The 26,246-nt window shown below is 73.1% G+C and carries 24 protein-coding genes; 9 read left to right on the plus strand and 15 right to left on the minus strand.

Going from position 1 to position 26,246, the window contains the following annotated elements; genetic code table 11:
• Window positions 1-6: 6 nt before the first annotated feature.
• The 4 genes from BLA60_RS23375 to BLA60_RS23390 form a co-directional block, all read right to left on the minus strand.
• On the minus strand, window positions 7-837 hold the full coding sequence (locus tag BLA60_RS23375; protein ID WP_075135110.1) for a peptidoglycan DD-metalloendopeptidase family protein: 831 nt from the start codon (window positions 835-837) through the stop codon (window positions 7-9).
• A gap of 96 nt (window positions 838-933) precedes the next feature.
• Window positions 934-1,575 (minus strand): response regulator, encoded by a 642-nt coding sequence (locus tag BLA60_RS23380; RefSeq protein WP_075135111.1) that lies wholly within the window; start codon window positions 1,573-1,575, stop codon window positions 934-936.
• Window positions 1,557-2,642: a sensor histidine kinase gene (locus BLA60_RS23385; protein WP_245812105.1), complete on the minus strand. Its 1,086-nt coding sequence runs from the start codon at window positions 2,640-2,642 to the stop codon at window positions 1,557-1,559. Before BLA60_RS23385 ends, BLA60_RS23380 begins: the two co-directional genes overlap by 19 nt.
• Entirely contained in the window at window positions 2,635-3,753 is a 1,119-nt protein-coding gene (locus tag BLA60_RS23390; protein ID WP_162293000.1) for a sensor histidine kinase, read from the minus strand. Before BLA60_RS23390 ends, BLA60_RS23385 begins: the two co-directional genes overlap by 8 nt.
• Before the next feature lie 59 nt (window positions 3,754-3,812).
• Between BLA60_RS23390 and BLA60_RS23395 the strand changes: the two genes are divergently transcribed.
• The 3 genes from BLA60_RS23395 (at window position 3,813) to BLA60_RS23405 (ending at window position 6,036) form a co-directional block, all read left to right on the plus strand.
• The gene (locus BLA60_RS23395) at window positions 3,813-5,078 is read left to right on the plus strand and encodes a hypothetical protein (RefSeq protein WP_084735207.1); all 1,266 of its coding nucleotides are present in this window, start codon (window positions 3,813-3,815) and stop codon (window positions 5,076-5,078) included.
• Window positions 5,078-5,713 (plus strand): hypothetical protein, encoded by a 636-nt coding sequence (locus BLA60_RS23400; protein WP_075135112.1) that lies wholly within the window; start codon window positions 5,078-5,080, stop codon window positions 5,711-5,713. Before BLA60_RS23395 ends, BLA60_RS23400 begins: the two co-directional genes overlap by 1 nt.
• A 98-nt stretch (window positions 5,714-5,811) precedes the next feature.
• Window positions 5,812-6,036, plus strand: a complete 225-nt coding sequence (locus BLA60_RS23405) for a hypothetical protein (RefSeq protein ID WP_075135113.1) — start codon at window positions 5,812-5,814, stop codon at window positions 6,034-6,036.
• A gap of 1 nt (window position 6,037) precedes the next feature.
• On the opposite strand, the gene BLA60_RS23410 is transcribed toward BLA60_RS23405, so the two are convergent.
• The 6 genes from BLA60_RS23410 to BLA60_RS46275 form a co-directional block, all read right to left on the minus strand.
• Window positions 6,038-7,162 carry an AI-2E family transporter gene (locus tag BLA60_RS23410; RefSeq protein ID WP_425427081.1) on the minus strand — a complete coding sequence of 375 codons (1,125 nt, stop codon included), beginning with the start codon at window positions 7,160-7,162 and terminating at the stop codon, window positions 6,038-6,040.
• Window positions 7,159-9,528, minus strand: coding sequence for an arylsulfatase (locus tag BLA60_RS23415; RefSeq protein WP_211288824.1), 2,370 nt, complete (start codon window positions 9,526-9,528; stop codon window positions 7,159-7,161). Before BLA60_RS23415 ends, BLA60_RS23410 begins: the two co-directional genes overlap by 4 nt.
• Window positions 9,529-9,629: 101 nt before the next feature.
• Window positions 9,630-12,251, minus strand: coding sequence for a winged helix-turn-helix domain-containing protein (locus BLA60_RS23420; protein WP_075135114.1), 2,622 nt, complete (start codon window positions 12,249-12,251; stop codon window positions 9,630-9,632).
• Window positions 12,252-12,256: 5 nt separating this feature from the next.
• The gene (locus BLA60_RS23425) at window positions 12,257-14,953 is read right to left on the minus strand and encodes a helix-turn-helix transcriptional regulator (RefSeq protein ID WP_075135115.1); all 2,697 of its coding nucleotides are present in this window, start codon (window positions 14,951-14,953) and stop codon (window positions 12,257-12,259) included.
• A gap of 76 nt (window positions 14,954-15,029) precedes the next feature.
• Window positions 15,030-16,562 (minus strand): SulP family inorganic anion transporter, encoded by a 1,533-nt coding sequence (locus BLA60_RS23430; protein ID WP_162293001.1) that lies wholly within the window; start codon window positions 16,560-16,562, stop codon window positions 15,030-15,032.
• Between the two features lie 56 nt (window positions 16,563-16,618).
• Window positions 16,619-16,744, minus strand: a complete 126-nt coding sequence (locus BLA60_RS46275; RefSeq protein ID WP_281257474.1) for a hypothetical protein — start codon at window positions 16,742-16,744, stop codon at window positions 16,619-16,621.
• A gap of 136 nt (window positions 16,745-16,880) precedes the next feature.
• On the opposite strand from BLA60_RS46275, the gene BLA60_RS23435 reads away from it, so the two are divergent.
• A complete protein-coding gene (locus BLA60_RS23435; RefSeq protein WP_075135116.1) occupies window positions 16,881-18,554 on the plus strand; it encodes a SulP family inorganic anion transporter in 1,674 nt (557 codons plus the stop codon).
• 12 nt (window positions 18,555-18,566) lie between these two features.
• Here BLA60_RS23435 and BLA60_RS23440 read toward each other — a convergent pair whose 3' ends face one another.
• Complete coding sequence (locus tag BLA60_RS23440) at window positions 18,567-19,241, minus strand: GAP family protein (RefSeq protein ID WP_075135117.1); 675 nt, start codon at window positions 19,239-19,241, stop codon at window positions 18,567-18,569.
• Window positions 19,242-19,342: 101 nt separating this feature from the next.
• On the opposite strand from BLA60_RS23440, the gene BLA60_RS23445 reads away from it, so the two are divergent.
• The gene (locus BLA60_RS23445; RefSeq protein WP_075135118.1) at window positions 19,343-19,834 is read left to right on the plus strand and encodes a DUF1269 domain-containing protein; all 492 of its coding nucleotides are present in this window, start codon (window positions 19,343-19,345) and stop codon (window positions 19,832-19,834) included.
• Between the two features lie 3 nt (window positions 19,835-19,837).
• Here BLA60_RS23445 and BLA60_RS23450 read toward each other — a convergent pair whose 3' ends face one another.
• The gene (locus BLA60_RS23450) at window positions 19,838-20,320 is read right to left on the minus strand and encodes a DUF7144 family membrane protein (protein WP_245812106.1); all 483 of its coding nucleotides are present in this window, start codon (window positions 20,318-20,320) and stop codon (window positions 19,838-19,840) included.
• Between the two features lie 196 nt (window positions 20,321-20,516).
• Here BLA60_RS23450 and BLA60_RS23455 point away from each other — a divergent pair, with 196 nt between their 5' ends.
• On the plus strand, window positions 20,517-21,161 hold the full coding sequence (locus BLA60_RS23455) for a GAP family protein (RefSeq protein WP_075135119.1): 645 nt from the start codon (window positions 20,517-20,519) through the stop codon (window positions 21,159-21,161).
• A gap of 30 nt (window positions 21,162-21,191) precedes the next feature.
• Here the strand turns inward: BLA60_RS23455 and BLA60_RS23460 are convergent, their stop codons facing one another.
• Both BLA60_RS23460 and BLA60_RS23465 read right to left on the minus strand, forming a co-directional pair.
• The gene (locus tag BLA60_RS23460; RefSeq protein WP_075135120.1) at window positions 21,192-21,533 is read right to left on the minus strand and encodes a hypothetical protein; all 342 of its coding nucleotides are present in this window, start codon (window positions 21,531-21,533) and stop codon (window positions 21,192-21,194) included.
• 71 nt (window positions 21,534-21,604) lie between these two features.
• On the minus strand, window positions 21,605-22,306 hold the full coding sequence (locus BLA60_RS23465) for an IclR family transcriptional regulator (RefSeq protein WP_211288825.1): 702 nt from the start codon (window positions 22,304-22,306) through the stop codon (window positions 21,605-21,607).
• Window positions 22,307-22,391: 85 nt separating this feature from the next.
• Between BLA60_RS23465 and leuC the strand changes: the two genes are divergently transcribed.
• From leuC to BLA60_RS23480, 3 genes are all read left to right on the plus strand, one after another.
• Window positions 22,392-23,828 carry a 3-isopropylmalate dehydratase large subunit gene (gene leuC, locus BLA60_RS23470; RefSeq protein ID WP_075135122.1) on the plus strand — a complete coding sequence of 479 codons (1,437 nt, stop codon included), beginning with the start codon at window positions 22,392-22,394 and terminating at the stop codon, window positions 23,826-23,828.
• Between the two features lie 13 nt (window positions 23,829-23,841).
• On the plus strand, window positions 23,842-24,441 hold the full coding sequence (gene leuD, locus BLA60_RS23475; RefSeq protein WP_075135123.1) for a 3-isopropylmalate dehydratase small subunit: 600 nt from the start codon (window positions 23,842-23,844) through the stop codon (window positions 24,439-24,441).
• A 152-nt stretch (window positions 24,442-24,593) separates the two neighbouring features.
• Window positions 24,594-25,265 carry an HU family DNA-binding protein gene (locus tag BLA60_RS23480; protein ID WP_075135124.1) on the plus strand — a complete coding sequence of 224 codons (672 nt, stop codon included), beginning with the start codon at window positions 24,594-24,596 and terminating at the stop codon, window positions 25,263-25,265.
• Between the two features lie 49 nt (window positions 25,266-25,314).
• Here BLA60_RS23480 and BLA60_RS23485 read toward each other — a convergent pair whose 3' ends face one another.
• Complete coding sequence (locus BLA60_RS23485) at window positions 25,315-26,244, minus strand: NUDIX hydrolase (protein WP_075135125.1); 930 nt, start codon at window positions 26,242-26,244, stop codon at window positions 25,315-25,317.
• Between the last annotated feature and the right edge of the window lie 2 nt (window positions 26,245-26,246).

Raw genomic sequence — 26,246 nt, forward strand, 5'->3', positions numbered from 1 at the left:
GGCCCCTTAGTCGTACTTGTCCTGGTTGACGAACCGGGCGAAGCCGCGCCACGAGTTCGGGCCCATCACGCCGTCGATCGGCCCGGTGTAGCCCCAGCGGGCGGCCAGCCGCTGCACCGCGGCCCACGTGTTCACCCCGGGCACGCCGTCGATCGGGCCGGTGTAGCCGTAGCCCCGCATGGCCCGCTGCAACGCGGCGTAGGTGTTGACGCCGGGGACGCCGTCGATCGGGCCGGTGTAGCCCTGCTCGATGCGCAGCCAGTTCTGGGTGCGCTTCCACATGATCGGGCCGGGCACGCCGTCGGACTCGGTGGTGGTCTTGGGCAGGCCGCCGCCACCGCCGCCGAGATAGGTCAGCGGGTTGATCCGGGTGCCGGACGGGTTGATCATGTGCCAGTGCAGGTGCGGCCCGGTGGAGTTGCCCGAGCCCGGCGCGCCGGCCGCCCCGCCGGACAGCGCCACCACCGCGCCCATGCCCACGCGGGTTCCGTTGCCCAGCAGGAACTGCGACAGGTGCATGTACTGGGTGCGGTAGCCGTTGTCGTGGGCGATGGTGACGGTGTGCCCACCGGTGCCGTTGTAGGGGATGTTGGTGACCACACCGCCGCCGCAGGCCGGCAGCCGGGTGCCGACGCCCATCCCGAAGTCGATGCCGCCCGCCGATCCCCGGTCGAGGTGCTCCTGCCAGGTCCCGGTGATCGGGTAGCCGCTGAAGGGGTTGTAGAAGCCGGGAACGGCGGCCAGGGCCTCACCCGCGCCGATCCCGACCCCGGTGGCCGCCACCGCCCCGGCCACCGCCGTGCCCCGCAACAACGTTCGCCTGGTGATTCCGTCCATTGACCGACTCCCGGGTGTCGAGGTGCTGTGCGCTCGAACCTAGGGACCGCGCGGGAACCGGGCATCGTGCGTTCGACCGACGGCCATTCGGGCCAGTCACAGGTCGTCGAGCTCCACCAGGCCGTCCTGGATGGCGCGGGCGACCAACGCGGCCTTGGTCGGTGCCTCGCGGCCGCGCATCGCGTACTTGACCCGGATGTGTTCGAGGTGGGTGTTGACCGTGCTCAGCGAGATCCCCAACCGGCGGGCGACGTAGTCCTTGGACTCCGACTGGAACCACTCGACGAGCACCTCGGTCTCCCGCGCGGAGAGCACCGGCCGGTGCGCGGAGCGGTCGCCGGCCAGCGCCCCGGCCAGCGCGGGCGGGGTGTAGGGCTGGCCGGCCGCCGCGGTGACCGTGGCCTCCAGCAGGTGTTCGGCGCCCTCGGCCTTCGTCAGGTAGCTCAGCGCGCCCAGCTCCAGACAGCGCAGGGCGATGTCGTCGTCGGCGCGCATCGAGTAGACCACCACCCGCCGGCCGGCCCGCACCAGCCGGCGCAGCTCACCCAGGGCCGGCGCCGGACCGCCCAGGTGCAGGTCGAGGATGACCACGTCGGCGGTGGCGCCGGGGCCCAGCCACGCGGCCCGCACGTCCGTCCCGGCGGCGCACACCTGGATCGGCGGGTCGCCGCAGGACAGCCAGTGCGCCACCCCGGCCTGGATCGCCGGATGGTCGTCGATCACGACGGCGGTGACCATCGGGCCTCCGTTCGTTGGTACTCACCATAAGTGCCGGACTCGACCTCGACGCCGTGCGCCGCCCACGCGACCTGCGGCCCGGCCACCGCATCCGACACCACGGCCACCCGGACCTCCGTCGCCGTGCGCAGCACGCTGACCCTGGCCCTGGTGCGCGCGTGGGACAGCGTCACCGCGACCGGGGCGGTCAGTTCGCGGCGCACGGGCGCCGGCACCGCGACGGCCGCGCCGCTGACCGCGAGCGAGACGTCCACCCCGCGCCGCTCGGCCACGTCCAGACACGCGGAAACCTCGTGCACCAACGGATCCGGCACCTCGTCGTTCTCCGCGAACAGCCGGCGCAGCTGGGTCGCGGCCAGCGCGCAGCGCCGCCGGGCCGGCTCGCCGCGCGGGTCGAGCACCCCGTCGGCCAGGTCGGCCAGCAACGGCAGGGTGGTGCCCAACTGGCCGGCGAACACGTCCCGCTGGCCGCGCTCGGCCTGCTCGACGGCCAGCACCCTGGTCGCCAGCCGGTCCCGTTCGGCGGCCACCGCCATCGCCTGGGCGGTGCGCCGGTGCAGCATCCGCGCGATCAGCGCCACCGCCAGCTGCACGCTCAGCGTGCCCAGCGCGACCGTGCCCGCCTCGGCGATCCGCTCCCGGTCCGGCGACCCGGCGACCGGGAACCAGACCACGCTCACCGCGACGTGCCAGCCGAACGCGACCAGCAGCGGGCCGACCCGGTCCAGCAGCAGCACCAGCAGGTGCCAGCCGACCAGGCCGAACGACCAGTCCGGCACCGGCCCGGCCGGCCCGGCCAGCGCCGTGGCGGCGAACGCGGCCGCCAGCACCACCACCGTGCCGCCGGCCACCACCCACACCGGCGGCTCCGTACGCCGCGACACCCAGCCGGCGCACGCCGCGCTGACCACGGCCAGCGCGACGAACGCGACCACCGCCACCCACCGCGCCCGGTACTCCTGGCCGACCAGTTGGGACAGGCACAGGCCGAACTGCACGGCCACCGCCACCCCGAGCAGCACGACCCGCATGGTCGCCGGCACGGGGCCGGCCGGGCGCTCAGCCACGGGGCCACACCAGCCGCACGGTCGTTCCCGCCCCGGGCGAGGACACGACGGTGGCCTGCCCGCCGACGGCGGCCAGTCGTTCCACCACCGACCCGCGCAGCCCCCGCCGACTGGTTGGGACCGCGTCCGGCGAGAACCCCGCGCCCGCGTCGCCGACCAGCACCACCGCGCGCCCGTCGCCGGTCTCCACCCGCACCGTCGCGGCGTCCACCCCGGCGTGCCGCTCGACGTTGGCCAGCGCCTCCCGCACCGCCCGGACCATCGCCAGCGCCACCGACGCGGGCACCGTGGATTCGTTGTGCGCCACCACGTTGACGGTCAGCGGGCCCCTGGCGGCGACCGCACGGACCGCACCGGCCAGGCTCACCGGACTGTCCTGTGTGGTGTGCCCGCCGGCGGTTCCGGTCAGCACGGCCAGGTCGCGTCGCGCGTAGCCGGCGATCTGCTCGGGATCGGTGTCCCGGCCGTGCACCGCCACCAGCAGGAACGTCGAGGACGCCGTGTCGTGCAGCAGCGCGAGGTACTCCCGTTCCCTGCGGTGCCTGGCCAGCGCCACGGCCTCGGCCCGCGCCAGCGCGGTACGCCGCGCCCGCAGCCGGTCCACCCGGCGGCTGGACCGCCGCAGCACCGTGAACGCCAGGCGCGCCAACGCCCCCTCGACCAGCAGCCGCACCACGATCGTCCCGGCGCCACCGTCGACCACGGCGACCTCCACGGCCAGCAGCCCGGCGGCGACCGGCACCGCGAGCCGCGCCGGCCACTCCCACTGCACGGTGATCGCCGTCGCGGTCAACACGTTGAGCGCCCACTGGTTCGGTTCGCCGCCGCCGAGCTGGTCCTGGCAGCCGACGACCGCCACCACCCTGGCGACCGCCAACACCAACGCCAGCGGCGCGGCCCGCCCGGTGAGCGCGGTCGCCACATCCACCACGGCACCCACCGCCACCAGCGTGAACAGCGCCCAGCCGAGGCCGGTCGCGTCGTCGGGGACGGCGAGCAGCCCGAACGCGCTCACCAGCAGCAGCACGATTCCGCGCATGGGACCGGCGAACCGGCGCGCGGAGGTGAGTAACTCGGCCTCGACACTGCCCTCGCGGCCACCGGGCGACATCCGAGGAACCTTAGCCAACACGGCCGTCGTGGCCCAGCGAACTCGGTACGTTACTGATCGTGGAAGAGGAAGAGGCCGTCTGGTTCGTCGTGCTGCTCGTGGCGGGAGTCATGCTCCTGGTGGTGGCCCTGCTGGTTCGTCGCGCCCGCCGGTCCACGCCCACCTCGCCGCAGCAGACCGCGCCGGAACTCACGGCGCCGGTGCGCCGGTTCGAGGTGGTGGCCATCGGCCTTCCCGGGGCGGGCAAGACGATGTTGCTGACCAGCATGTACCAGAAGCTGCACACCTCGGCGGGCCGGGGTTTCCACGTGCACGCGCCCCAGGACCAGGTCGCCCGGATCAACACCTGGTACGGCCAGGTGAACGGCACCGAGTCCGACTGGCCGGCCGGCACCGCGCGCGGCGAGACCCGCTCGTTCGACTTCACCCTGCTGCACGACCACGCCCCGACCGGCGTCGTGCCGGGCATCGAGATCGGCTACCTCGAGTACGCGGGCGAGTTGCTCGCCGACCCCGACCTCAGCGGCTCGACCACCCGCCAACACGTCAGCACGGCGATCGGCAACGCCGACGCGCTGCTGGGCATCATCGACGGTCTGCTGGTCCTGCGGGCCTACGAGGGCGACCGGCGGGCCCGTAGCGACCTGCAGATCTCACTCAACACGATGATCAACGTCATGCTGCGCTCACCGGCGCCGGTCGCGTTCGTCGTCACCAAGTGGGACCTGCTCGACGGGTTCGGCCAGGACGAGAACGTGCGCCTGGGCAAGGTCCGTGACCTGCTGCTGGCCGCCGACGGCTTCCGTGACCTGGTGTCCACGCACGCCGCCCGCCGGATCGTGCGGCTCATCCCGGTGTCGGCCGTCGGGCCGGAGTTCGCCCGGCTGGCCGACGGCAAGATCCGCAAGCGGCCCGACGGCCAGCTCGCCCCCTACGGCGTGGAGCTGCCGTTCTGCGCGGTGGTGCCGGACGCGGTCAGCCAGGCCGAGGCCGCCCTGGACCAGCAGACCCGGGAGACCCTGCGGCGGGAGGCGAAGGAGGCCGCGCGGGTCGGTGTCCGGGAGACCCTGCGCCGGGTCGGCACCTGGCTGACCGCCCAGTCCGGCCGCTCCCTGGTGTCGCTGACCGGCCTGAGCCTGCTCGTCGAGGTGGCCGCCGCCGAGGAGACCCAGCGCAACCCACCGCTGCGGGAACGGCTCTCGGCCGCCGACCAGTACGCCGAGGGCGTCATCCAGTCCCGGCGCGCGGTGCTGGAGGCGCTGCGCCACCAGCTGGCCGTCCTCGACGCCCGGCTGCCCAACGCCCGGCTCGACGGGGGCCACTGATGGACGCCTGGCCGTTCCTGGTCGCCCGTGGCCGCCGCCGGGGGCACACCGTGCTGCTCGCGCCCGCCGCCCTCACCACCCCGGGGGTGATCGAGGACGTCGTCGGCCCGGTGCCCGAGGGCCGGGGCCACCACCAGGCCGACGCGCCAGGCGGCCTGCACCTGGTGTGGACCGAACACCGGGTGACCGACACCGAACTCGGCGGGGATGCCACCGACGAGCACGGTCGCCCGCTGCGGCTGTTCGCCGGCTGGGTGTGCGTCGGGGCGCGGACGGTGGCCGTCGACCAGGCGGACCTGGCGCACGTGCTGGCCGCCGGGCTGGCCACCTACCGCCGGTTCCTGGCCGACGAGGACAGGTTCACCACCGAACCGGCCGGGGCGTTCACCGCGCGTTCGCGGATCGTGCCGGTGAGCCGGCCGGCGTCGGCGCGGCGGGCGTCCAGGACGTGGGGGCTGGCCGGGCTGGGGGTGCTCGTCGTCGCCGTGGTGACCGCGATCCTCCTGCTCACCACCGGCGGCGAGGAGCCGGACCCGGCCTGCCCGCCACCGCCGCGTCCCGGCGGTCCGCCGCCGGTGTCGGCCTCCGAACGCGCCGCGACGGCGGCGCCCTGCGAACCCGATCCCCGGCCCTGACCCGCCGAACCTCACCCCCACCAGGCGACGCGCGCGAGCGGCGCGCGGGGCATCGTCGGATCCGGCGCAACCGCCTGGTCGAGTGATGGAGAGTCCCCATGTCGCAGCGTTACTACGAGTTCCGCGTGACCGGTCGGCTCTCGGACCGGGCCCGGCACGCGGTCGACGAGTTCTGTGAGGTGTCGGTCGAACCGGCGCCGCCGGAGACGATCATCTCCGGCACCATGGTCGACGACTCGCACCTGCACGGGATGCTGGCGCTGTTCCAGAACCTGGGCATCGAGGTCGTGTCGATGCGCCGGGGCCCGGACCTGGAGGGCTGACTCAGCCGCCGCCGCGCGCGCCGAGCAGCGCACCGGCCCAGCGCGCCCTCGGGTCGATGTCGATCAGCAGTGCCTTGGCCAGCAGGGTGAGCGGGATCGCCAGGATCGCGCCCAGCGCCCCGAGCATCCACGCCCAGAACAGCAGCGCCAGGAACGCCACTGTGGTCGACAGGCCCACCGCGCCGCCGACGTATCGTGGCTGGATCAGCGACTGGCACACGAAGTTGAGCACGCAGTAGATCACGATCACCAGGACCATCGGCTGCCAGCCGCCGTCGAGCAGCGCCAGCAGCGCCGGCGGGACCAGCCCGAGAACGAACCCGATGTTGGGCACGTAGTTGGTGATGAACGCCAGCAGACCCCACACCAGCGCCAGCGGGATGCCCAGCAGCATCAGCGCCACCGTGTCCAGCACCGCCACCAGCAGCCCGAAGACGGTGGTGACCACCAGGTACCGGCGGGTGCCCCGGGCGAAGTCGGCCAGCGCCACGGCGACCGCCGGCCGGTCCTGGGCGATCTCGGCCAGCCTGGCCGGCGCGGCGGAGGCCTCGATGCTCAGGAACAGCAGCAGCGAGAGCACGAACACGATGTTGGACACCAGCCCGCCGACGCTGGCGAGCACCGAGCCGGCCACGCCGGCCAGCTTGCCCAGGTCAAGCGACTGGGTGATCTGGTGCAGTTCGTCGCCGTCGATGCCCAGGTCCGCGAGCCACGCGGTCGCGCCGGCGATCAGGTCGTCGGCGCGCGCGGCGTAGTTGGGCAGTTCACCGGCCAACTGCGCGACCGACACGACGAGCACCAGCACCATCACCAGCATCACGCCGAAGACCGCCAGCACCAACGCCGTGGTCGCCAGCCAGGCCGGCATTCCCTTGCGCCGCAACCAGGTCCGTACCGGGCTGACGGCGATGACGATGATCAGCGCCAGGAACACCGGGCCGACGAGCCAGGACATCGCCTTGATCCCGGCGCCGGTGACCACCGCCGCCGACGTGCCGAGCAGCACGACCAGCCCGCGCGGCAACCCGGACCGGGGCACCCCGCCGGTGGCCGCGCCGACCGCCCCGCGCCGCCGAGGGGACGGTCGGGGCGAGACGGTGCCGGGCGTGTGCCGGGGCCTGGTCACTGGCGCAGCATCGCGTGGGTGAAGCGTGCGCCGTGGTGCTCCTCGCGCTGTCGCGGGGTGGGGTGGAAGTCGGGCTTGAGGTCGAAGTCGACCCGGATCACCTGCCCGGTGAACTGGCTGATCGGACCGTACTCCTCGGACACCGGCGAGCCCTTGTCCCAGCCGATGTCGAACGTCTCGTCCATCGAGTAGCCGATACCGACGGTGCGCGCGATCGCGCCGTGCGCGACCTCGGTGTCGTCGACGAACAGCCGGGCGTTGCCGCCGGCGCCGAACGGCTCGGTGCCGGTCTTCTCGAACTCGTAGCGCAGGGTGTGCTCGCCGGGCTCCAGGGGCTTGTCGGCCCGCAGGTAGGTGTAGACCGGGCCCGGCAGGTTGTAGCAGAACGTCGGCACCGAATGCTTGAGATACAAGGAGAATCCCGCGCTGTCGCCACCCATGGCGACGATCGGGCCGTGCGCGCCGCCGTCCGGGACCTCGATCCGAGCGGTCATCGACCACGACCGGTTCTTGGTGTTCGGCCCGGCGAACTCCTGGATGCGCACCGCGCCCGGGTAGAAGGTCATCCGGTCGCGCCCGGCGTAGAGGCCCTCGCGGCCCAGCGCGCGTTCCATCATCCGGTCGTCCAGCGGCAGCACCTGGTGGCGGCCGGCCTCGGCCCACCACAGCCCGGCGAGGTCGATGAGCTTCTTGACCATCGGGTCGTTGAGGTCGGAGGTGTCCCGGCCGTGCATCAGGTCGTTGCTCTCCGACGGGTCGGCGTCCAGGTCGTAGAGCTCCCAGTGGTCCTCGTCGAAGCTCCACGCGGCACGGTTCTCCCACGGCTTGCGGCCGTGGTAGGTGACGATCTTCCAGTTGTCCCGGACCAGCCCCCGGTTGCCGAGCATCTCGAAATACTGGGTGGTGTGGGTGGTCGGCGCGTCCGGGGCGTCGAACGAGTAGCGCATCGACACGCCCTCGATCGGCGCCTGCTGCACGGTGTTGACGAACCGGGGCGCGTCGACGCCGATCGCCTCCAGCACGGTCGGCACGATGTCGGTCACGTGGTGGTACTGATGGCGCAGCCCGCCGTGGGCGGCGATCCCGGCCGGCCAGTGCACCACCAGCGGGTTGCGCACCCCACCGAAGTGGACGTACTGCTTGCACAGCTGGAAGGGCGTGTTGCCGGCGACCGCCCAGCCGACCGGGTAGTGGTTGTAGGACCCGGGCTGGCCGAGCTGGTCGAGCCGTGCGAGGTTCTGCGCGACGGTCTCCGGGATCATGTTGGCCACCGACTGCTCGTTGAACAGCCCGGTGAGCGTGCCCTCGCCGGAGGAGCCGTTGTCACCGACGAACAGGAAGATCAGCGTGTTGTCCAGCTGTTCGGTCCGCTCCAGGAAGTCGATCAGCCGGCCGATCTGCGCGTCGGTGTGCTCCATGAACCCCGCGTACACCTCGGCCATGCGGGTGAAGACGGTTTTCTCGTCGGCCGAGAGCTCGTCCCAGCGCTGCACGCCCTCCAGCATCGGCGCGAGCTTCGTGTGCTGGGGCAGGATGCCCATCTCCTTCTGCCGCTCCAGGACCTGCTCGCGGTAGGCGTCCCAGCCAAGGTCGAACCTGCCCCGGTACTTCTCGCTCCACTGTGGAGCGACGTGGTGCGGGGCGTGGCAGGCGCCGAAGGCAAGCCAGGTCAGCCACGGTTTGTCCGGCGAGACCGAGCGGTGCTGGGCCAGCCAGCTGGTCGTGCGGTCGACCAGGTCCTCGGACAGGTGGTAGCCCTCGCTAGGCAGCTTCGGCTGGTCGATCGCCTCGCGGTCGACGAACAGCTTGGGGTACCACTGGTCGCTGTCGCCGCCGAGGAAACCGTAGAAACGGTCGAACCCGAACACCGGGCCGGTCGGCCAGCGGTCGTAGGGCCCGGAGATCGCGGTCTCCTCCGCCGGGGTGTTGTGCCACTTGCCGACACAGAAGCTGGTGTAGCCGTGCTGGTGGAGCATCGCCGGCAGGCCGGCCATGCTCTGCGGCTGACGGGCGTTGTAGCCGGGGTAGCCGGTGGCCAGCTCGGTGATGTTCGCCATCCCGACCGAGTGGTGGTTGCGGCCGGTGATCAGGCAGGAGCGGGTGGGCGAGCACAGCGCGGTGGTGGTGAAGTTCGTGTAGCGCAGGCCGTTGTCGGCCAGTCGCTGGATGTTGGGGGTGCGGATGAGACCGCCGAACGGCTCGGTCCAGCCGAAGCCGATGTCGTCGATGATCACGTACAGCACGTTGGGCGCGCCGGGCGGCGCTGTCGGCGGCATCGGGAACGCCGGCTCGGACTCCTTGTAGGTCCGTCCGATCCGACCGGGGAACCGGTCGCCCTCCCGGTAGGTCTTCATCTCCTCGGCCATGCCGCCTCCTCGGGTGCGTGACGCACGCCCGACAGCGTGGGTTCGCGACGACCCGCGCGCATCACCCGCGACAGGTGGGTGGTGGCCGGGCGGCCCGGCGCTCAGGTGAGGCCCAGCCGGCGCCCGGTGACCACCGCGGCCCGGCGGTTGTTCACCCCGAGCTTGGCGTAGATGGCGCGGACGTGGGTCTTCACGGTGTTCACCGACACCGTCAGCTCGCTGGCCACCTCGTCGAGCGACTGCGGGGTGCACAGCCGGGCCAGCACCGCCCGTTCCCGTTCGGTCAGCACGCCGTCGGGCCGACCGTCCAGCGCGGACAGTTGGCGGGAGAGCCGCCCGGCGAACTCGTCGCAGCGGCCGAACCCGCCGATCTGCTCGCGCAGCAGCTGACGCACCGACGGGTCGGCCTGGTGGAAGGGCCGGACCAGGGTCGCCGGCTCGGCCAGCGTCAGCGCCGCGGTCAGCGCGGCGCGGGCCCGGGTGCGGTGGCCCCGGCGGATCTCCAGCGCGGTCTCCAGCAGCCGGGCCTCCAGCAGGGTCGCGGCCCGCACGACCGGCGCCGTCCCGTCGAGCACCTCGCGCACCGCCACCTCCGCCTCGGCGGGCGCGTCCTGGGCGAAGGCGTTCCAGGCGCGCATCAGCGACACCTCGGCGACCGGACCGGCGTTGGCCCGCGTCCAGGTCGCCACGTCCTTGGCCAGCAGGTCCCGGCCCAGTACCAGCGCCGCGCGGTACTCGAGGAGCGCGCCGCCGACCAGCATCTGCGCCGGCAGGCCGGTGCCGGCCGCACGGCGGGCTTCGCGCAGCAGGGCCAGCCCGTCGGCCCGGCGGCCGGTGTCGAACGTCGCCGCCCCGGCGATCGCGTCGATCAGGTAGCGAAGGCGCGGCGGGGCCGGCTCGGGGACGGCGGCCGCCGCGAGCCGGGTGCGGTCCAGGGCACCGGCCGGGTCCAGGCGCATCAGCCGAGCCAGGCCGCCCAGCGCGTGGTCGATGGCCAGCGCGGGGTCGGTCCGCCAGCCGTGGACCTGGGCGATGGCCAGCGACTCCACACAGGCGGACTCCATCGCCTCGTACTCGCCCTCCAACGCGCGGAGCACACCGAGCGCGGTCAGGGCCTGGACGGTGACGTAGTCGAAGCCGTGGTCGCGGGCCAGTTTCACCGCCAGCTCCAGCTCACCGCGCGCCATCGGCGACGGCCCGCCGCCCAGCAGCGTCCAGCCCAGCCCCAGCCGCGCCCACGCCTCCAGGTCGGTCCCGGCCAGCTCCGAGGCCAGCCGCTGCCAGTCGGCCGTACCGGTCGCCGTGGTGGTCGCCGTGGTGGTCGCCGTGCCGGTGGTCAGCTGGAAGGTGGCGGTCGCCAGGCGGTGCGGGACCAGCAGGTCCTCGCCGGGGTCGGCCGGCCACAGCTCGGCGCAGCGGCGCAGGCCGGCGCGGGCACCGGCGACGTCGTGGCCACGCAGGTGGGTGAGCACCCCGACCAGCGTCAGCCACGGGTCGCGGTCGACCTCGGCGCCGGCGGTGGTCAGCGCGCGACGCACGATGTGCCGGTCGCCGGACATCAGCAGCGGCAACGCGTACTGGCGCAACAACGCGACCGAGGTGGCCGGCTCCCCGGTGCGCGCGGCGTGGTCGAACGCCTTGCCGGGCTGGGTCGCGGCGGCGAACCAGGCCGCCGCGCGGGCGTGCAGCTCGGCGGCCAGTTCGGGCCGCTGGCGGGACAGGTCGGCGCGCAGGTAGGACCGCAGCAGCGGGTGCATCCGGAACCACTGCCGGTCCGCGCCGATCCCCATCATCAGCGAGCTCTCCCGCTCCAGCGCGGCGAGCACCGCGCCGGCGTCGTCGCGTCCGGACAGCACACCGGCCAGGACCGGGGTCACCTCCTCGCACACGCTCACCACCTGGAGCAGGTCCCTGGTGGGCGCGGGCAGCCGGGTGAGCACCTCGCTGACCAGGAAGTCGGCCACCGCGCGGTCGTTGCTGGCGAACTGTTCGAGGAACGCGTCGTGGTCGGCGACCTCGAGCAGCGAACGCGCCGCCAGCCGCAGCCCGGCGGCCCAGCCGGCGGTCTGCTCGACCAGGCGGCGGACCTGGTCGTCGGTCAGCGGCACCCCGGCCAGCCGCATCAGCTCGGCGGTGTCCTCATGGGACACCCGCAGCTCGTCCATCCGCAGCTCGGCCAGCCGGGACTGCAACCGCAGGCGGGCCAGCGGCAGCGGCGGATCGGCCCGGGTGGACAGCACGATCCGCAGGTTGTCCGGCTGGTGCTGGATGAGCGTGGCGATGCCGTGCAGGGTCTGCTCGCCGCTGATCTCGTGCACGTCGTCGAGCACCAGGTAGGCGGGGTCGGGAAGACCGGCGAGCGCGTCGACGACCTCGGCGAGGAACGCCGGGGTGTCCGCGCGGCCGGGGGCGGCCGGGCCGGGGGTGCCGCCCCGGGCGTGCACGGCGCTGACCACGGCCGTCCAGAAACGGTCGGTGGTGTTGTCGTCGGCGTCCAGCGACACCCAGATCTTGTCGGCCGTCCCGGTGGCGGCGACCCAGTCGGCCAGCAGCAGCGTCTTGCCGTAGCCGGCCGGCGCGCACACCAGCGTCACCGGGTACCCGGCGGCCAGGTCGGCCAACCGCCGGCGCACCCGTTCGCGCGGCACGAACGTCGCCGGCAGCTGGGGGATGGCGGTCTTGGCGCGCGGGATCGGCCAGCGGCGCGAGGAGGACCTGGTCATCGCACTCACCACTTCCCGGTGTCGACGGTGGCCGGGTTGCCCGCCGCGGCCGCCTCGGCGAGCAACCCGCGCTCCGAGGCGACCTCGACGGCGTCGCGGCGCCGGGTCACGCCGAGCTTGGCGTAGATGGCGCGCACGTGGGTCTTCACGGTGTTGGGGGAGACCGTGAGGTCCTTGGCGATCTCGTCGAGCGAGCGGGCGGTGGGCAGCATGCGCAGGATGCCGCGCTCGCGCGGGGTCAGCGGCACCGGCAGCGGCGGCAGGTCCAGCCCGCGCAACGTGGCGAACGCCCGCTGGGCGAACGGGTCCAGCGCGCCGAACGACCCGAGACCGGCGGTCAGCAGCTCCACCACGTCCGCCCTGGCGAACACCACCGGGTGCAGCACGTCCAGGCGCTCGGCGCCGCCCAGCGCCCGGCGCAGCGCGCGCAGCGCCGGCTCCCGTTCACCCGCGCCCAACGCGGCCTCACAGCTCAGCAGCCACGCGTCGATCACCGTCCAGCCGACGACGATCCGCGCGGTGCCCTCCAGCAGCGGCGCGATGATCCGGTCCACGGCGTGGTGGCGGCCCAGCGCCAGCTGCGCCCGCGCCCGCATCAGCTCGATCTCCCCGGCGTCCGGGATCGCCGCCTGCGCCCAGTCCAGCAGCTGGCCGGCGGCCTGGCCCCAGCCCAGCAGCAGCGCCGCCCGGTGCCCGAGCACGGCGGTCAGCGCGACCTGGTCGTCGGGCAGCCGGGCCGTCCCGGCGATCAGCGGGGCACGCTGGAGGCGCCGCGCGCCGGTCGTCCACTCGCCCAGCTCGAACTCCGCCGCGCCGCGCACGGTCTCCACCAGCAGCCGGGGCCCGCGCCCCGCCGGGTCGTCGGCCAGCTCGTCGGTCACCGTGGCGGCCCGGGTGGCGTGCTCCAGGCCCGCCGCCGGGTCGGCCGCCAGCAGCGCGCCGTAGCCGCGCAACGCGTCGGCCGTGGCGGCGGTGACGGTGTGCCGCCAGCCGTGCCGGGAGCCGAGCCGGTCGGCCTCCCCGGCCAGCGCCGGCACCCGGCCGTGGTCGCCGCTGGCGGCGGCCAGCGCGGCCAGCGCGGTGAGGCACTGGGCCGTCAGGTACTCGTGGCCGTGTTCGCGGGCCAACGCGGTGGCCGCGTCCAGGTGCTCACGCGCGGCCGGCGCCCGCCCGGCGGCCAGCAGCGCCGTGCCCCGGCAGAGCCTGGTCAGCGCGTCGAGCAGCGGGTCGTCCTCGTGCCCGTGGTCGAACTGGTCGGTGGCCAGCAGCTGCTCGTCGACGTCCCCGCCGAGCTGGGCGCGGCGGGCGAGCACCAGGCGGCGCAGCGTGGTCAGTTCGGCGGAGGCGTCGGCCGGCCAGGCGGCGTCGGCGGTGGCCAGGTCCCGCTCGGCCCCGGCCGGGTCGGCGTGTTCGAGCCGCAGCAGCGCGGCGACCAGCGCCAGCCGGCTGTCCCGGGCGACGAGGTCCTGGCCGGCGACCTCCAGCAGCCGGCGGACCAGGTCGTGGTCGCCGTCGAGCACCAGGGCGGTGGCGAACCGGGTGGCCAGGTCGCCGGCCGTCGCGGCGTCGCCGGCCTCGATGGCGTGTGCCAGGGCCCGCGCCGGCTGCCCGTCGGCGGCGAACCAGCCGGCGGCGCCGGCGTGCAGCCGCGCCGCCCGGCCCGGGGTCTGCCGGGTGAGGTCGGCCAGCAGGTGCGAGCGCAGCAGCGCGTGCACGTGGTACCAGGTCCTGGTGGTGTCGACCGGGGTGACCAGCGAGGTCAGCCGGGTGAGCGAGTCGAGCAGCGCACCGGCGTCGGCCCGGCCGGACAGCTCGGCGGCCAGCGGCGCGGACACCTGCTCGCAGACGCTGATGGCGGCGAGGAACTCACCCAGTTCGGGTGGCAGCCCGGAGAGCACCTCGTCGACCAGGTAGCCGCCGACGACCCGGTCGTTGGCGGCCAGGTCGTCGAGCACCCGCTGGTGCTCACCCTCGGCCAGCGACAGCGCCGCCAGCCGCAGCCCGGCCGCCCAGCCCTCGGTCTGGTCGAGGAGGTCACCGAGCTGCGCGGTGTCCAGGTCGATGCCGGCCGCGTCGAGCAGCGCGCCGGCCTCACCGGCGGAGAACCGCAGGTCGGCGGCGCGGACCTCGGTGAGCTGGTCGGTCAGCCGCAGCCGGCCCAGCGGCAGCAGCGGGTCGTGCCGGGCGGCCAGCACCAGCCGCAGCCCGGCCGGGTGGTGGCGCAGCAGGGTCTCCAGACCGTGCAGTGGGCGCGGGTCGGTCAGCTCGTGGACGTCGTCGAGGACCAGCAGCACCGGCTCGTCCAGCTCGTCGAGCGCGTTGACCAGCTCGGCCAGGAACCGGGGGTCGGAGCTGGGGTCGGGTGGCAGCGTCAGCGCGCGCAGCGGGCTGGTGGGCGGCACCGTCTCACAGCCGGCCATGGCTTCCAGCAGCGCCGACCAGAACCGGTCGTCCTCGTTGTCATCCGAATCGAGTGAGACCCAGGCTGTGTCGTGCGTGCCTCGGCCACGCACCCACTCCGCGAGCAGCAGCGTCTTCCCCGTTCCCGCCGAGGCGCTCACCAGAGTGACCATCGCACGAACAGCGCCGTCCAGCAGCGCGAGCAGCCGGGGCCGGGAGACCAGCTGGGGTGGCAGCGCCGGCACGGCGAGCTTGGTTCTCGGCACCCGCCGTCTCCGGTCGCCGGTCGCTGGTTCGGGCATCGGATCGTCCACCCCCGATACCTACGGTCGCACCGCCGCGAGCCTCTGGCCAGCGCAAACGCTGACCTCACCACATTCAGGTGATGGGTCGTGAGCGGTGCTGGGCGAGGGCGTCGGCGACGCTGGCGAACAGCCGGTGCTCGCCGGTGAGCCGGTCATGGTCGCTGGTCCCGCGCAGCGTGCGCCGGGGCCGGCGGTTGAGCGCGGCGAACCACAGCGCGACCCCCCGCCGGGCCAGCTCGTCGTGCAGTTCGCCGAGCACGCCGGAGGCGGTGAGGTCGACGTCCGGGACGGCGCCGAGGTCGAGCAGCAGCACCCGGGTGCCGGGCGTGACGAGCGCGTCGACCCGGTCGGCGACCCGGTGCGCGTTGGCGAAGTACAACTGGGCCTCCACCCGCACGACCAGCAGCCCGTCCTCCTCGGCGGTGACGTACACCGGCGGGTGGTTGGCCTGGTACAGCACCACGAACAGGGCCAGCCCCACCGACACCAGCAGCCCGGCCAGCGGCCCCAGCAGCAGCGCCCCGGCCAGCGCGGCCAGCGCCACCACCAGCTCCGGGTGCCGCCGCCGCGCGATCCAGACGAAGGTGTGCGGGTCGACCAGCCCGGCGGCGATCACCAGCACCAGCCCGGCCAGCGACGCCCGGGGCAGCGGCGCCAGCAGGGGGGACAGCGCCAGCAGCGCGGCGCCCGCGCACAGCGCGGTCACCAGCGAGGCGCCCTGGGAGCGCGCGCCGGCCGCCTGGTTCACCGCCGTCTGGGACATCCCGCCGGCGGCCGCGTACCCACCGAACAGTCCACTCGCGACGTTCGCGGCGCCCAGCACCACCAGCTCCCGGTCCGGGCGCAGCGGCGGGTCGGCGCGTTCGCGGAACACCCGCGCGGCGGTCATCGACTCCAGGAACACGATCAGCGCGATGCCCACCGCGCCCGGCAACAGCGCGAGGGTGAGACCCAGGTCGGGCAGCCGGGGCAGCGGCAGCCCGCCGGGCACCGAGCCGATGACCGGTACCCCGCGCCCCTCCAGACCGAACGCCGCGCTGACCGCGATCGCCACGGCCACCACGATCAGCGGCCCCGGCCAGCGCGGTCGCAGCCGCAGCACCAGCAGCAGCGCGACCGTGCCGGCGGCCGTCGCGAGGACCAGCCAGTCGATCCGCCCCAGCTGGCCGAGCGCGTCGCCGACCTGGTCGAGGAAACCGTTGCCGGACACCGGGACGCCCAGTACCGCGCCCAGCTGGCTGGCGGCGATCACCAGCGCGAGCCCGGTCCGGAACCCGACGATCACCGACCGGGGAACGAAGTCCGCGAGGAACCCCATCCGCAGCGCCCCGGCGGCCAGCAGCACCGCGCCGGTCAGCACGGCGAGGGTGAGCGCGGCGGTCGACGCGTCGGCCCGCCCGGACACCGACGCCACGGCGGTGGCGGTCAGCACGGAGTTGGTGGAGGTCGTGCTCACCGACAGCGGCCGGGACGTGCCGGCCAGCGCGTAGACCGTCATCGGCACGAGCGCGCAGTACAGCCCGGCCTGCACGGGCAGTCCGGCGATCGCCGCGTAGGCCATCGCCTGCGGGAGCACCACGGCCGCGGTCGCCAGCCCGGCGAGCACGTCACGACGCAGCCACGCCCGCCGGTACCCGTTGAGCAGGCCGGCCCCGGGAGTGGTCAGCCGGACACGTCCCGGCTCGGCGGTGTGCCGTGCGGGCCGGGCGCCACCCGGCGTTCGAGACGTTCCAGCAGCAGGGGACCGATCATCGCCACGGCCAGCACCAGCACGACGACGGCTAGCACGGGACTGTCCTGAACACTGCCCTGACCATGGTGTCTCCTCCCGTTGCGCCGGCCAACGGTGCCACGGCGCCGGGGGAGCGGTCCTCATCCGGCCTGGGTGAGGACGCTCGCCTCCCCGGTGGACCACCCTGGGCCGATGACCGGTGGTGGCGGGAGGTCGCGGGACTGGTTGCCCGCGGCGGGGTGGCTGCGCGGCTATCGCGGCCCGTGGTCGGTGGACGTGCTCGCCGGGCTGACCGTCGTCGCGCTGGTCGTGCCGGAGGGCATGGCCTACGCCCAGGTCGCCGGGATGCCGCCGCAGACCGCGTTCTACGCCGCGCCGATCGCGTTGCTGCTCTACGCGCTGCTGGGCACCTCCCGCCAGCTCGTGGTGTCGTTGTCGGGCACGGTGGCGGTGCTCTCGGCGGCGACGGTCGGTGCGCTGGCCGCGCAGGGCGGTGCCGAGTTCGCCGCGCTGACCGCCGCGTTGGCGATCCTCACCGGCCTGGTCGCGCTGGCGGCGGGAATCCTGCGGCTGGGCCGGTTCTCGCAGTTCTTCTCCGAGTCGGTGCTCACCGGGTTCGTCACCGGGCTGGCGCTGGTGATCGCCGTCAAGCAGGTGCCCAAGATCCTGGGGATCGACGGCGGCGGCGACGGGTTCTTCGACCGGGTGTGGACGATCCTGCGCCAGCTCGGCCAGATCCGGCCGCTCACCCTGCTGGTCGGGCTGTTCGCCATCGCGGTGATCGTGGTGATCGGCCGGTTCTGGCCGAAGGTGCCGGCCTCGCTGGCGGCACTGGTGACCGGGATCGGGGTCTCGGCGGTGTTCACGTTGTCCGACAACGACGTCGACGTGGTCGGTGACCTGCCCAGCGGCCTGGCGCCGCCGGCCCTGCCGGACGTGTCCTTCGGCGACCTCGCGGGCCTGGCCGCCGGTGCGGTCGGGCTGGCGCTGGTCACCTTCGCCGAGGCGATCGGGGTGGCCCGCAGCCTGGCGAACAAGCACGGCTACGAGGTCGACGCGGACGCGGAGCTGCGGGCGTTGGGAGCGGCCAACATCGGCGCCGGCCTGTTCCAGGGCCTGCCGACCGGGTCGAGCCTGTCGAACTCGGCGGCCAACGACGCGGCCGGCGCGCGGACCCCGGTGTCGCTGATCGTCGCGGCGGTGCTGACCGCGTTGGTGGCGTTGTTCCTCACCGGACTGTTCACCCCGCTGCCCGAGGCGACGTTGGGCGGCATCGTGGTGATGGCCGTGGCCAGGATGATCAAGGCGCGCGAGCTGGCCCGGCTGTGGCGCGTGCGGCGCGCCGACTTCCTGCTCGGCGTGGTCGCGCTGCTCGGGGTGCTGGTCTTCGACGTGCTGCCGGGCCTGGCGATCGCCGTGGTCTGCTCGGCGTTCGTGGTGATCTACCGGGCGGCCAACGCCCGCCCCGCCGCGCTGGGCCGGGAGAAGGGCGGGCCGGACCTCGTCGACGTCGGGCAGAACCCCGACGCCCACGCCTTCTCCGGGGTGCTGGTGGTGCGGCCCAACGCGCCGGTGTTCTTCGCCAACGCGGTCTCCCTGCGGGACTGGGTGGTCGGCCGGCTGGGTGACCAGCACGCCGTGGTGCTCGACCTGGAGGCGACCACCGACCTCGACGTGCCGGCCGCCGACATGATCCGTGAGCTGCGCGCCGATCTCGGCCGCCGGCACGTGGCGCTGCGCCTGGCCCGCGTGCACCACGGTGTGCGGGAGATGTTGTCCCGCGCCGGGGTCATGGACGTGGTCGGCGCCGACCACGTCCACGGGTCCACCCGGGAGGCGATCGACGCCGCCGGCCCGGCGACCTGACGGCGACGTGACTCAGCCGGCGAACCCGCTGATCGCGTCGCCGACGAGCTTCACGCCGATGACCGCGCACAGCACCGCCAGGATCACCGCGTTGTTGCGTCCCAGCCAGGTCTTCAGGTGGCCCAGCAGCACCGGCGCCCGCTCGCCCATCGTGAGGTACACCACCACCGGCAGTCCCACCCCGAGCGTGCCGATGACCGCGAACACCAGGTAGGCCACCACCTGCTGTCCGCCGGGGATCCCGGTCTGGGCGATGGCGGCGGCCGCCGCCACGGCCAGCAGCAGGTTCTTCGGGTTCACCCCGGCCAGGACGGCGGCCGTGCCGATCGCCCTGCCCGGCCCGAAGCGGTCGATGGCCCCCATCCACTTCGGCATCTCCGGTTGTTCGTCGCCGTGCGGGCGCTTCCCGACGTTGCGCACGGCCACCACCAGCACCCCCAGGCCCAGCACCAGTTTGAGCCAGCTGACCCAGGTCGCCGGGGAGCCGCCGGAACTGGCGTGCGGCCCGGCGACCAGCAGCACGACCGCGCCGACGACCCCGAGCCCGGCCAGCCAGCCGAGCACGAACGCCGGGCCGTTGGTCCGCGCCCGGGGCGTGGTCAGCATCAGCACCACGGCGATGATCGGCAGCGGGCTCAGCGCGACCCCCACCGCCAGCGGGAGAACCTGTCCGATCGCACTGCCCATGATGGCTCCGGATCTTCACGAGAGATCGCCCGTCGCGGGTGAGGGCACCCGCCCGCCGCGCGGGAAGGCTGCGGGGCGAACGGTCGACACAGGAGGAACAGATGACGACGCTCACAGTCTGGAAGTTCGACGACCCGGCCGCGGCGGACACCACCGTCGCCACCCTGGAGAACCTGGCCAAGCAGGAACTGATCACCGTGCACGACGCGGCGACGGTGTCCTGGCCGACCGACGCGAAGAAGCCGAAGACCCGTCAGCTGCGGAACCTGACCGGAACCGGCGCCATGGGCGGGATGCTCTGGGGCATGCTGTTCGGCCTCATCTTCTTCGTGCCGCTGCTCGGTGCCGCCATCGGCGCGGCGACCGGCGCGTTGGCCGGCCGCCTCACCGACGTCGGCATCGACGACGACTTCATCAAGTCGGTGCGTGAGCGGATCACTCCCGGGACCTCGGCGCTGTTCCTGATGTCCAGCGACGCGGTGCCCGACAAGATCCGGGCCGCGATCAACGATCTCGGTCTGCGGCCGGAGCTGATCCAGTCGAACCTGTCCACCGACCAGGAGACCGCGCTGCGCGAGATGATCTCGTCGTAGCGGCTAGTCCTCCATGCGCATCTCGCGCCCGTGCACGGCAAGGGCGTAGATGACGATCACGTCGATGGCGATGACCACGACCGCCCACACCGGGTAGGCGGAGATGAACGCCAGGTTGACGATGGCGCTGATGGACGCCAGGGCGATACCGCCGATCCTGGCGGCGGTGTTGCCGGTCATCACGCCGGCACCGATCAGCACCGCGAGCACACCGATACCGAGGTGGACCCAGCCCCACGCCGTGTAGTTGACGTTGACGATCAGGCCGGACTCCTCCACGACGTAGAAGCCGGAGTTGAACAGGGCCACCAGGCCCTCGATGGCCTGGAACGCACCCAGCACCATCATCATGATGCCGGCGAACACGATCCAGCCGAGCCACCCCGACCGCCGGGTCACGCCGGTGTCGGCGGTGGCTCTGGTCTCGGGATAGGCGTGCGCGCCGGTGCCAGGCATCCGCATGGCACCCGCTCCGGTGTTGGACATGGCGATCCGTCCTTCCTTCGGGGACCTCGGTCTCCGCACGAGCATCACCCGTCCGGGGGTCGCCTACCTCATCCCGAGCGGGTGAAGCGGCCCGCCGGGCCTGGTGGCGGGTTTCTCACCCGCGCGGGAGGAGGGCCAGTGCGGCGCGCGGCGGCACGCTCACGCCATGACGCCGCCGCTGCCACAGGAGTGACCGATGGGGACGCTGCTGCTGGAACTGACTCCGTTCGCCATCGGGCTCGCGGTCAGCCCGGCCACGATCGCGGTCACCATCATGTTCCTCACCTCGGACCGCCCGGTGGGCAACGCGCTGGCCTTCGCCGGTGGTTTCGGCGCGGTCTACGCCGCGCTGTCGGTGATCGTGCTGGTCGTCGTGGGAGCCGCGAGCGAGCCGCTGATCAGCCAGACCGCCAAGGCGGTGATCACGATCGCGGTCGGTCTGCTCCTGCTCGCGCTCGGTATCAAGTCGGGGCGCAGTCCCCAGTCGAACACCGGGTTGTTGTCCAGGGCGGAGCACACCTCACCGCGCAAGGCGTTCACGCTCGGCCTGGTGGTCGCGGTGGTCAACTGGAACGTGCCGCTCTACCTCGGCGGACTCGCCACGATCACCGCCTCCGGCGCCGACGTGGGCGCGACCATCGCCGGCGCGCTGCTGCTGTTGTTGGGGGCTGAGGCGGGACTGCTGGTGCCGGTCCTGTGGTACGTGCTGTGGCCGCGCGGCGCCAGCCGGGGTCTGGCACGGGTCAAGACCTGGTTCGGCCGCCACGAGAAGAAGGTGGTGTTCGGGGTGCTGGTGGTGTTCGGCGTGGTGTTCGTCGTCAAGGGCATCGCCGGCCTCTGAGCGTCCCGACCGGACCTTCTCGCGGGCGGCTCAGCTTTCCCGCATGGCGCGGCGGATCTCCTCCAGCCGGTCGCGGCCGGCCTTCTCCCGCGCGGCGAACTGCTCGTCCACCGACCGTCCCTGCGGTGTCTGCGCGGCCAGTTCACCGCTGCCGGCGGACGTGGCGAAGCGGTTCTCGATCTGGTCCCGGACGTAGTCGAAGTTCGGCACGCCGCCCTCGGTGTAGTCGCCCGGCGGCACCTGGACCGGCGCCGGGTCCTCGACGATCTCGGCGTCGATGGGCGCGTTCTCCGGGGTCGCGGGGTTCGCGGAATTCGCGGAATTCTCCGTGTGCTCCGGGTTCGGTGCGTTCGGGTCCTGTGGGTTGGTCATGGACCCATTGTGCGCAAGAACACGCGACCGTGCCGCGAGCGGGGTGTGCGCTTGCCGACAGATCCGTTGCTCTACAGGCGTGCCTGCAACGCGTCCGCGGCGGCGAGCAGGTCGGCCGCCCAGCGCGCGCCGGGGCGGCGGCCCATGCGGTCGATCGGCCCGGAAACCGAAACAGCCGCCACAACAGCCCCATTCGCATCACGCACCGGCGCGGACACGCTTGCCACGCCTGGTTCCCGCTCGCCCACGCTTTGTGCCCAGCCGCGCCGACGGACCTCCAACAACGCGCGTTCCCCGAACACAGCGTCGGTCAACAGCGCACGCTGGGTGGCCGGGTCGGTCCACGCGGCAAGGACTTTCGCGCCGGAGCCGGCCGTCATCGGCAGCCGGGCGCCGACGGGAACCGTGTCCCGCAACCCGGATGGCGGCTCGGCGGTGGACACACAGATCCGCTGCGCACCGTCGCGACGGTAGAGCTGCACGCTCTCCCCGGTGCGGTCGCGCAGCCGGGGCAGGACCGAACCCGCCGCGTCGAGCAGCGGGTCGACCGCGCCGCCGGCCAACTCGGCCAGCGCGGCGCCGGGGCGCCAGCGCCCGTCGGATCCCCGGCGCAGTAACCGATGCACCTCCAACCCGACCGCCAGCCGGTGCGCGGTGGCGCGCGGAAGTCCCGTTCTGGTGCAGAGCTCCGCGAGGCCACATGGCTCCTTGGCCACGGCCTCCAGAACGGCCATTGCCTTGTCGAGAACTCCGATGCCGCTATGCTGTCCCACGTATCGATACTATGTTCCCGCTATATGGGAAGTCCAGTCTCCCGCTCAGTGGGACCGCTCTTGTGGAAGTCGATGGTGAATCCAGATGGCCAGAACTCTCGCCGAGAAGGTGTGGGAACAACACGTCGTACGGTCCGGCAGCGGCGCGGAACCGGACCTGCTCTACATCGACCTCCACCTCGTCCATGAGGTGACCAGCCCGCAGGCCTTCGACGGGCTTCGCCTGGCAGGACGTCCGGTCCGCCGGCCGGACCTGACCATCGCGACCGAGGACCACAACGTCCCCACGGTCGGGATCGACCTGCCCATCGCGGATCCGGTCTCCAGGACCCAGGTGGACACCCTGCGCGCCAACTGCGCCGAGTTCGGCATCCGCCTGCACCCCATGGGCGACGTGGAACAGGGCATCGTGCACGTCGTCGGCCCGCAGCTGGGCCTGACCCAGCCGGGAACGACGGTGGTGTGCGGCGACTCGCACACCTCCACCCACGGCGCCTTCGGCGCGCTCGCCTTCGGGATCGGCACCTCGGAGGTCGAGCACGTGCTCGCCACCCAGACCCTGCCGTTGCGCCCGTTCAGGACGATGGCGATCACCGTCGACGGCGACCTGCGCCCCGGGGTCACGGCCAAGGACATCATCCTCGCCGTCATCGCGCGGATCGGCACCAACGGCGGCCAGGGACACGTCCTGGAGTACCGGGGCCGGGCCATCGAGCAGCTGTCGATGGAAGCCCGGATGACCGTGTGCAACATGTCCATCGAGGCCGGCGCGCGGGCCGGCATGATCGCCCCGGACGACACCACCTTCGCCTACCTGAAGGGCCGTCCGCACGCGCCCCGGGGCGCCGACTGGGACGCCGCCGTCGCCGCCTGGCGGGAACTGCGCACCGACGAGGGTGCGACCTTCGACACCGAGGTGCGCATCGACGCCGCCGAGCTGACCCCGTTCGTCACCTGGGGAACCAACCCCGGTCAGGGTTTGCCCCTGTCCGAGCGGGTTCCCGACCCGGAGACGATCCCGGACGAGAACGAGCGCCGTTCGGCGGAGAAGGCACTCGCCTACATGGACCTGGTCCCGGGCACCCCGCTGCGCGAGATCCACGTCGACACCGTTTTCCTTGGCTCCTGCACAAATGGTCGAATCGAGGACCTGCGGGCCGCCGCGGAGGTGTTGCGCGGCCACCGGGTCGCCGACGGGGTCCGGATGCTCGTCGTGCCGGGATCGATGCGGGTCAGGCAGACCGCCGAGGCCGAGGGACTGCACGAGATCTTCCTCGGCGCCGGGGCCGAATGGCGGGCCGCCGGGTGCTCGATGTGCCTTGGCATGAACCCCGACCAGCTCAGCCCGGGGGAGCGCAGCGCGTCCACATCGAACCGCAACTTCGAGGGCCGGCAGGGCAAGGGCGGCCGGACCCACCTGGTCTCGCCGCTGGTGGCGGCCGCGACCGCCGTACGCGGCACCCTGTCCTCCCCGGAGGACCTCGTCGCCAGCCACGCCGTGACCAGCAACGCTTCGCACTGAGAGGGGCACAACCATGGAGCCGTTCACCACGCACACCGGGGTCGGTGTGCCGCTGCGCAGGTCCAACGTGGACACCGACCAGATCATCCCGGCCGTGTACCTCAAGCGGGTGAGCCGGACGGGCTTCGAGGACGGCCTGTTCGCCGCCTGGCGCTCCGACGAGCACTTCGTGCTCAACCAGGAGCCCTACCGCGCCGGCAGCGTCCTGGTCGCCGGGCCGGACTTCGGCACCGGCTCCTCCCGGGAGCACGCCGTCTGGGCGCTGGCCGACTACGGGTTCCGGGTGGTGATCTCCTCCCGCTTCGCCGACATCTTCCGGGGCAACGCCGGCAAGCAGGGCCTGGTGGCGGCCGAGTGCGCGCAGTCCGACGTCGAGCTGCTGTGGAAGCTGCTGGAAGCCGAACCGGGCACCGAGGTGACCGTTGACCTGCGGGACAAGACGGTGCGCGCCAAGGACTTCACGGCGGCGTTCCAGATCGACGACTACACCGCCTGGCGGCTGCTGGAGGGCCTCGACGACATCGCTCTCACGTTGCGGCACGAGGAAGCCATTGGGACCTTTGAGGGGGGTCGCCCGAGCTGGAAGCCGGTCACCTCTACACTTCCGTCCTGAGGCTGCCGATTAGCCACCACGCAACGGAATCAGACCCCCATAGCGGGGAAAATGGGCGAGTCGCGTGGAAATTGTGCCGAGTTAGGCATACGGTGGCCAGAAGTCGGCCGGTTTGGCCGAGAACGCAAGTGTGGTCAACGGAGGACTGAAGGGTGAACAAGGCCCAACTCATCGAGGCGCTCTCGGATCGCCTCGGCGACAAGAAGGCTGCCGGCGCCGCCGTCGACGGTCTGGTCGACGTGATCGTTCGCACGGTCAACAAGGGCGAGAAGGTGAACATCACCGGCTTCGGGGTGTTCGAGAAGCGCGCTCGTGCCGCTCGTACCGCGCGCAACCCGCGCACCGGCGAGACGGTGAAGGTGAAGAAGACCAACGTGCCCGCCTTCCGGGCAGGCACGACGTTCAAGGACGTCGTCAGCGGCGCCAAGAAGCTGCCGAAGGCCGCGACGACCCGCACTCGGGCCGCCGCCGCCAAGCCGGCCACCACGCGCACCGCGGCCGCACGTCCGGCCACCACGCGCGCGGCCGCGACGACCCGTACGCGGGCCGCCGCTGCCAAGCCGGCGACCACGCGCGCCGCCGCGGCCAAGACCTCCACGAGGTCGACGGCCACCAAGGCCACCACCGCCAAGAAGGCCACCACGGCCAAGGCGACCACGGCCAAGACGACGGCCGCCAAGGCGGCGCCGAAGACGGCCGCGAAGGCCACGGCTTCCCGCGCGACCGCCGCCAAGGCGCCGGCCGCGAAGAAGGCCACCGCGACCAAGGCGACCGCCAAGGCCCGTCCGGCCGCGAAGAAGGCCACGTCCACGCGCAAGAAGTGACGTAGCGAGTTCCACCCGTGAAGGCCATCCGCCACCCGGCGGATGGCCTTCACGGCTGTTGGACGTACTCCGCCGCGACCAGTGCCGGGTCGCCGCCGGCGGTGAAGAACAGGACCCACACGCTGGCCTTCTTGCTCTCCGGCCGGCGCATCGGCAACAACTCCGGTACCGGCGCCGATCCCGCCGAACCGGCCACTCGGGACAACAGGTCCGGAATGACCCCGCCCTGGCTGCACACCACCGGGCACCCGCCGCCGGCCGCGATCTCCAGGAACCGGGCCACCGCCGTCTCCTCGGCGCCCGCGTATCCCTTTTCGGACAGCAGAGGTTCGGTCAGCACCGAAACACCGGCCTGATCGGCGATCCCCGCGACCGTGTCCACGCAGCGCACGAGCGGGGCGGCGTGCACCCGATCCGGCGCGTACAGGCCGGCCAGGGCGGTCAACGGCGGCAGCTGACGCCGGCCGGTGGCCGACAGCGGACGCCGCGAGTCCGGCCCGTCCCACCCGGCCCGGCTGCCCGCCTTCGCGTGCCGCACGAGAAGCAGCGCCGTCAGCTCGGCCGGCAGGTCCGCGAAGGCCGCCACCATCCGCTCGTCGTGCGGGTAGGACAGGTGCCGGACCGCCTCCACCAGCGGGTACCAGCGCAGCGCGTCGACCTCCTCGTTGGGCGCGAACCGGCCCGCCAGCGCCAGGGCGGCGAAGTAGTCGACGTGCTTGGTGGCCCTCCTCGGCCTGGTCACCGGGTAGCGGACCTGGCCGAGGTGGCGTCCCAGCGCGACGCGGAACCCGGTCTCCTCGGCCACTTCGCGCACCGCCGCCGCCCGGGTGCCCTCACCCGGTTCGAGCTTTCCCTTGGGCAGGCTCCAGTCGTCGTAGCGCGGCCGGTGGACCAGCGCGATCTGGAGTGTCCGGCCGGTCCGGTCGTCGGGATCCGGTCGCCAGAGCACCGCGCCGGCGGCGTCGATTCGGTCGGACACCG

This window comes from Actinophytocola xinjiangensis (assembly GCF_001921215.1).
In the GTDB taxonomy this organism is placed as follows: Bacteria; Actinomycetota; Actinomycetes; order Mycobacteriales; family Pseudonocardiaceae; genus Actinophytocola; species Actinophytocola xinjiangensis.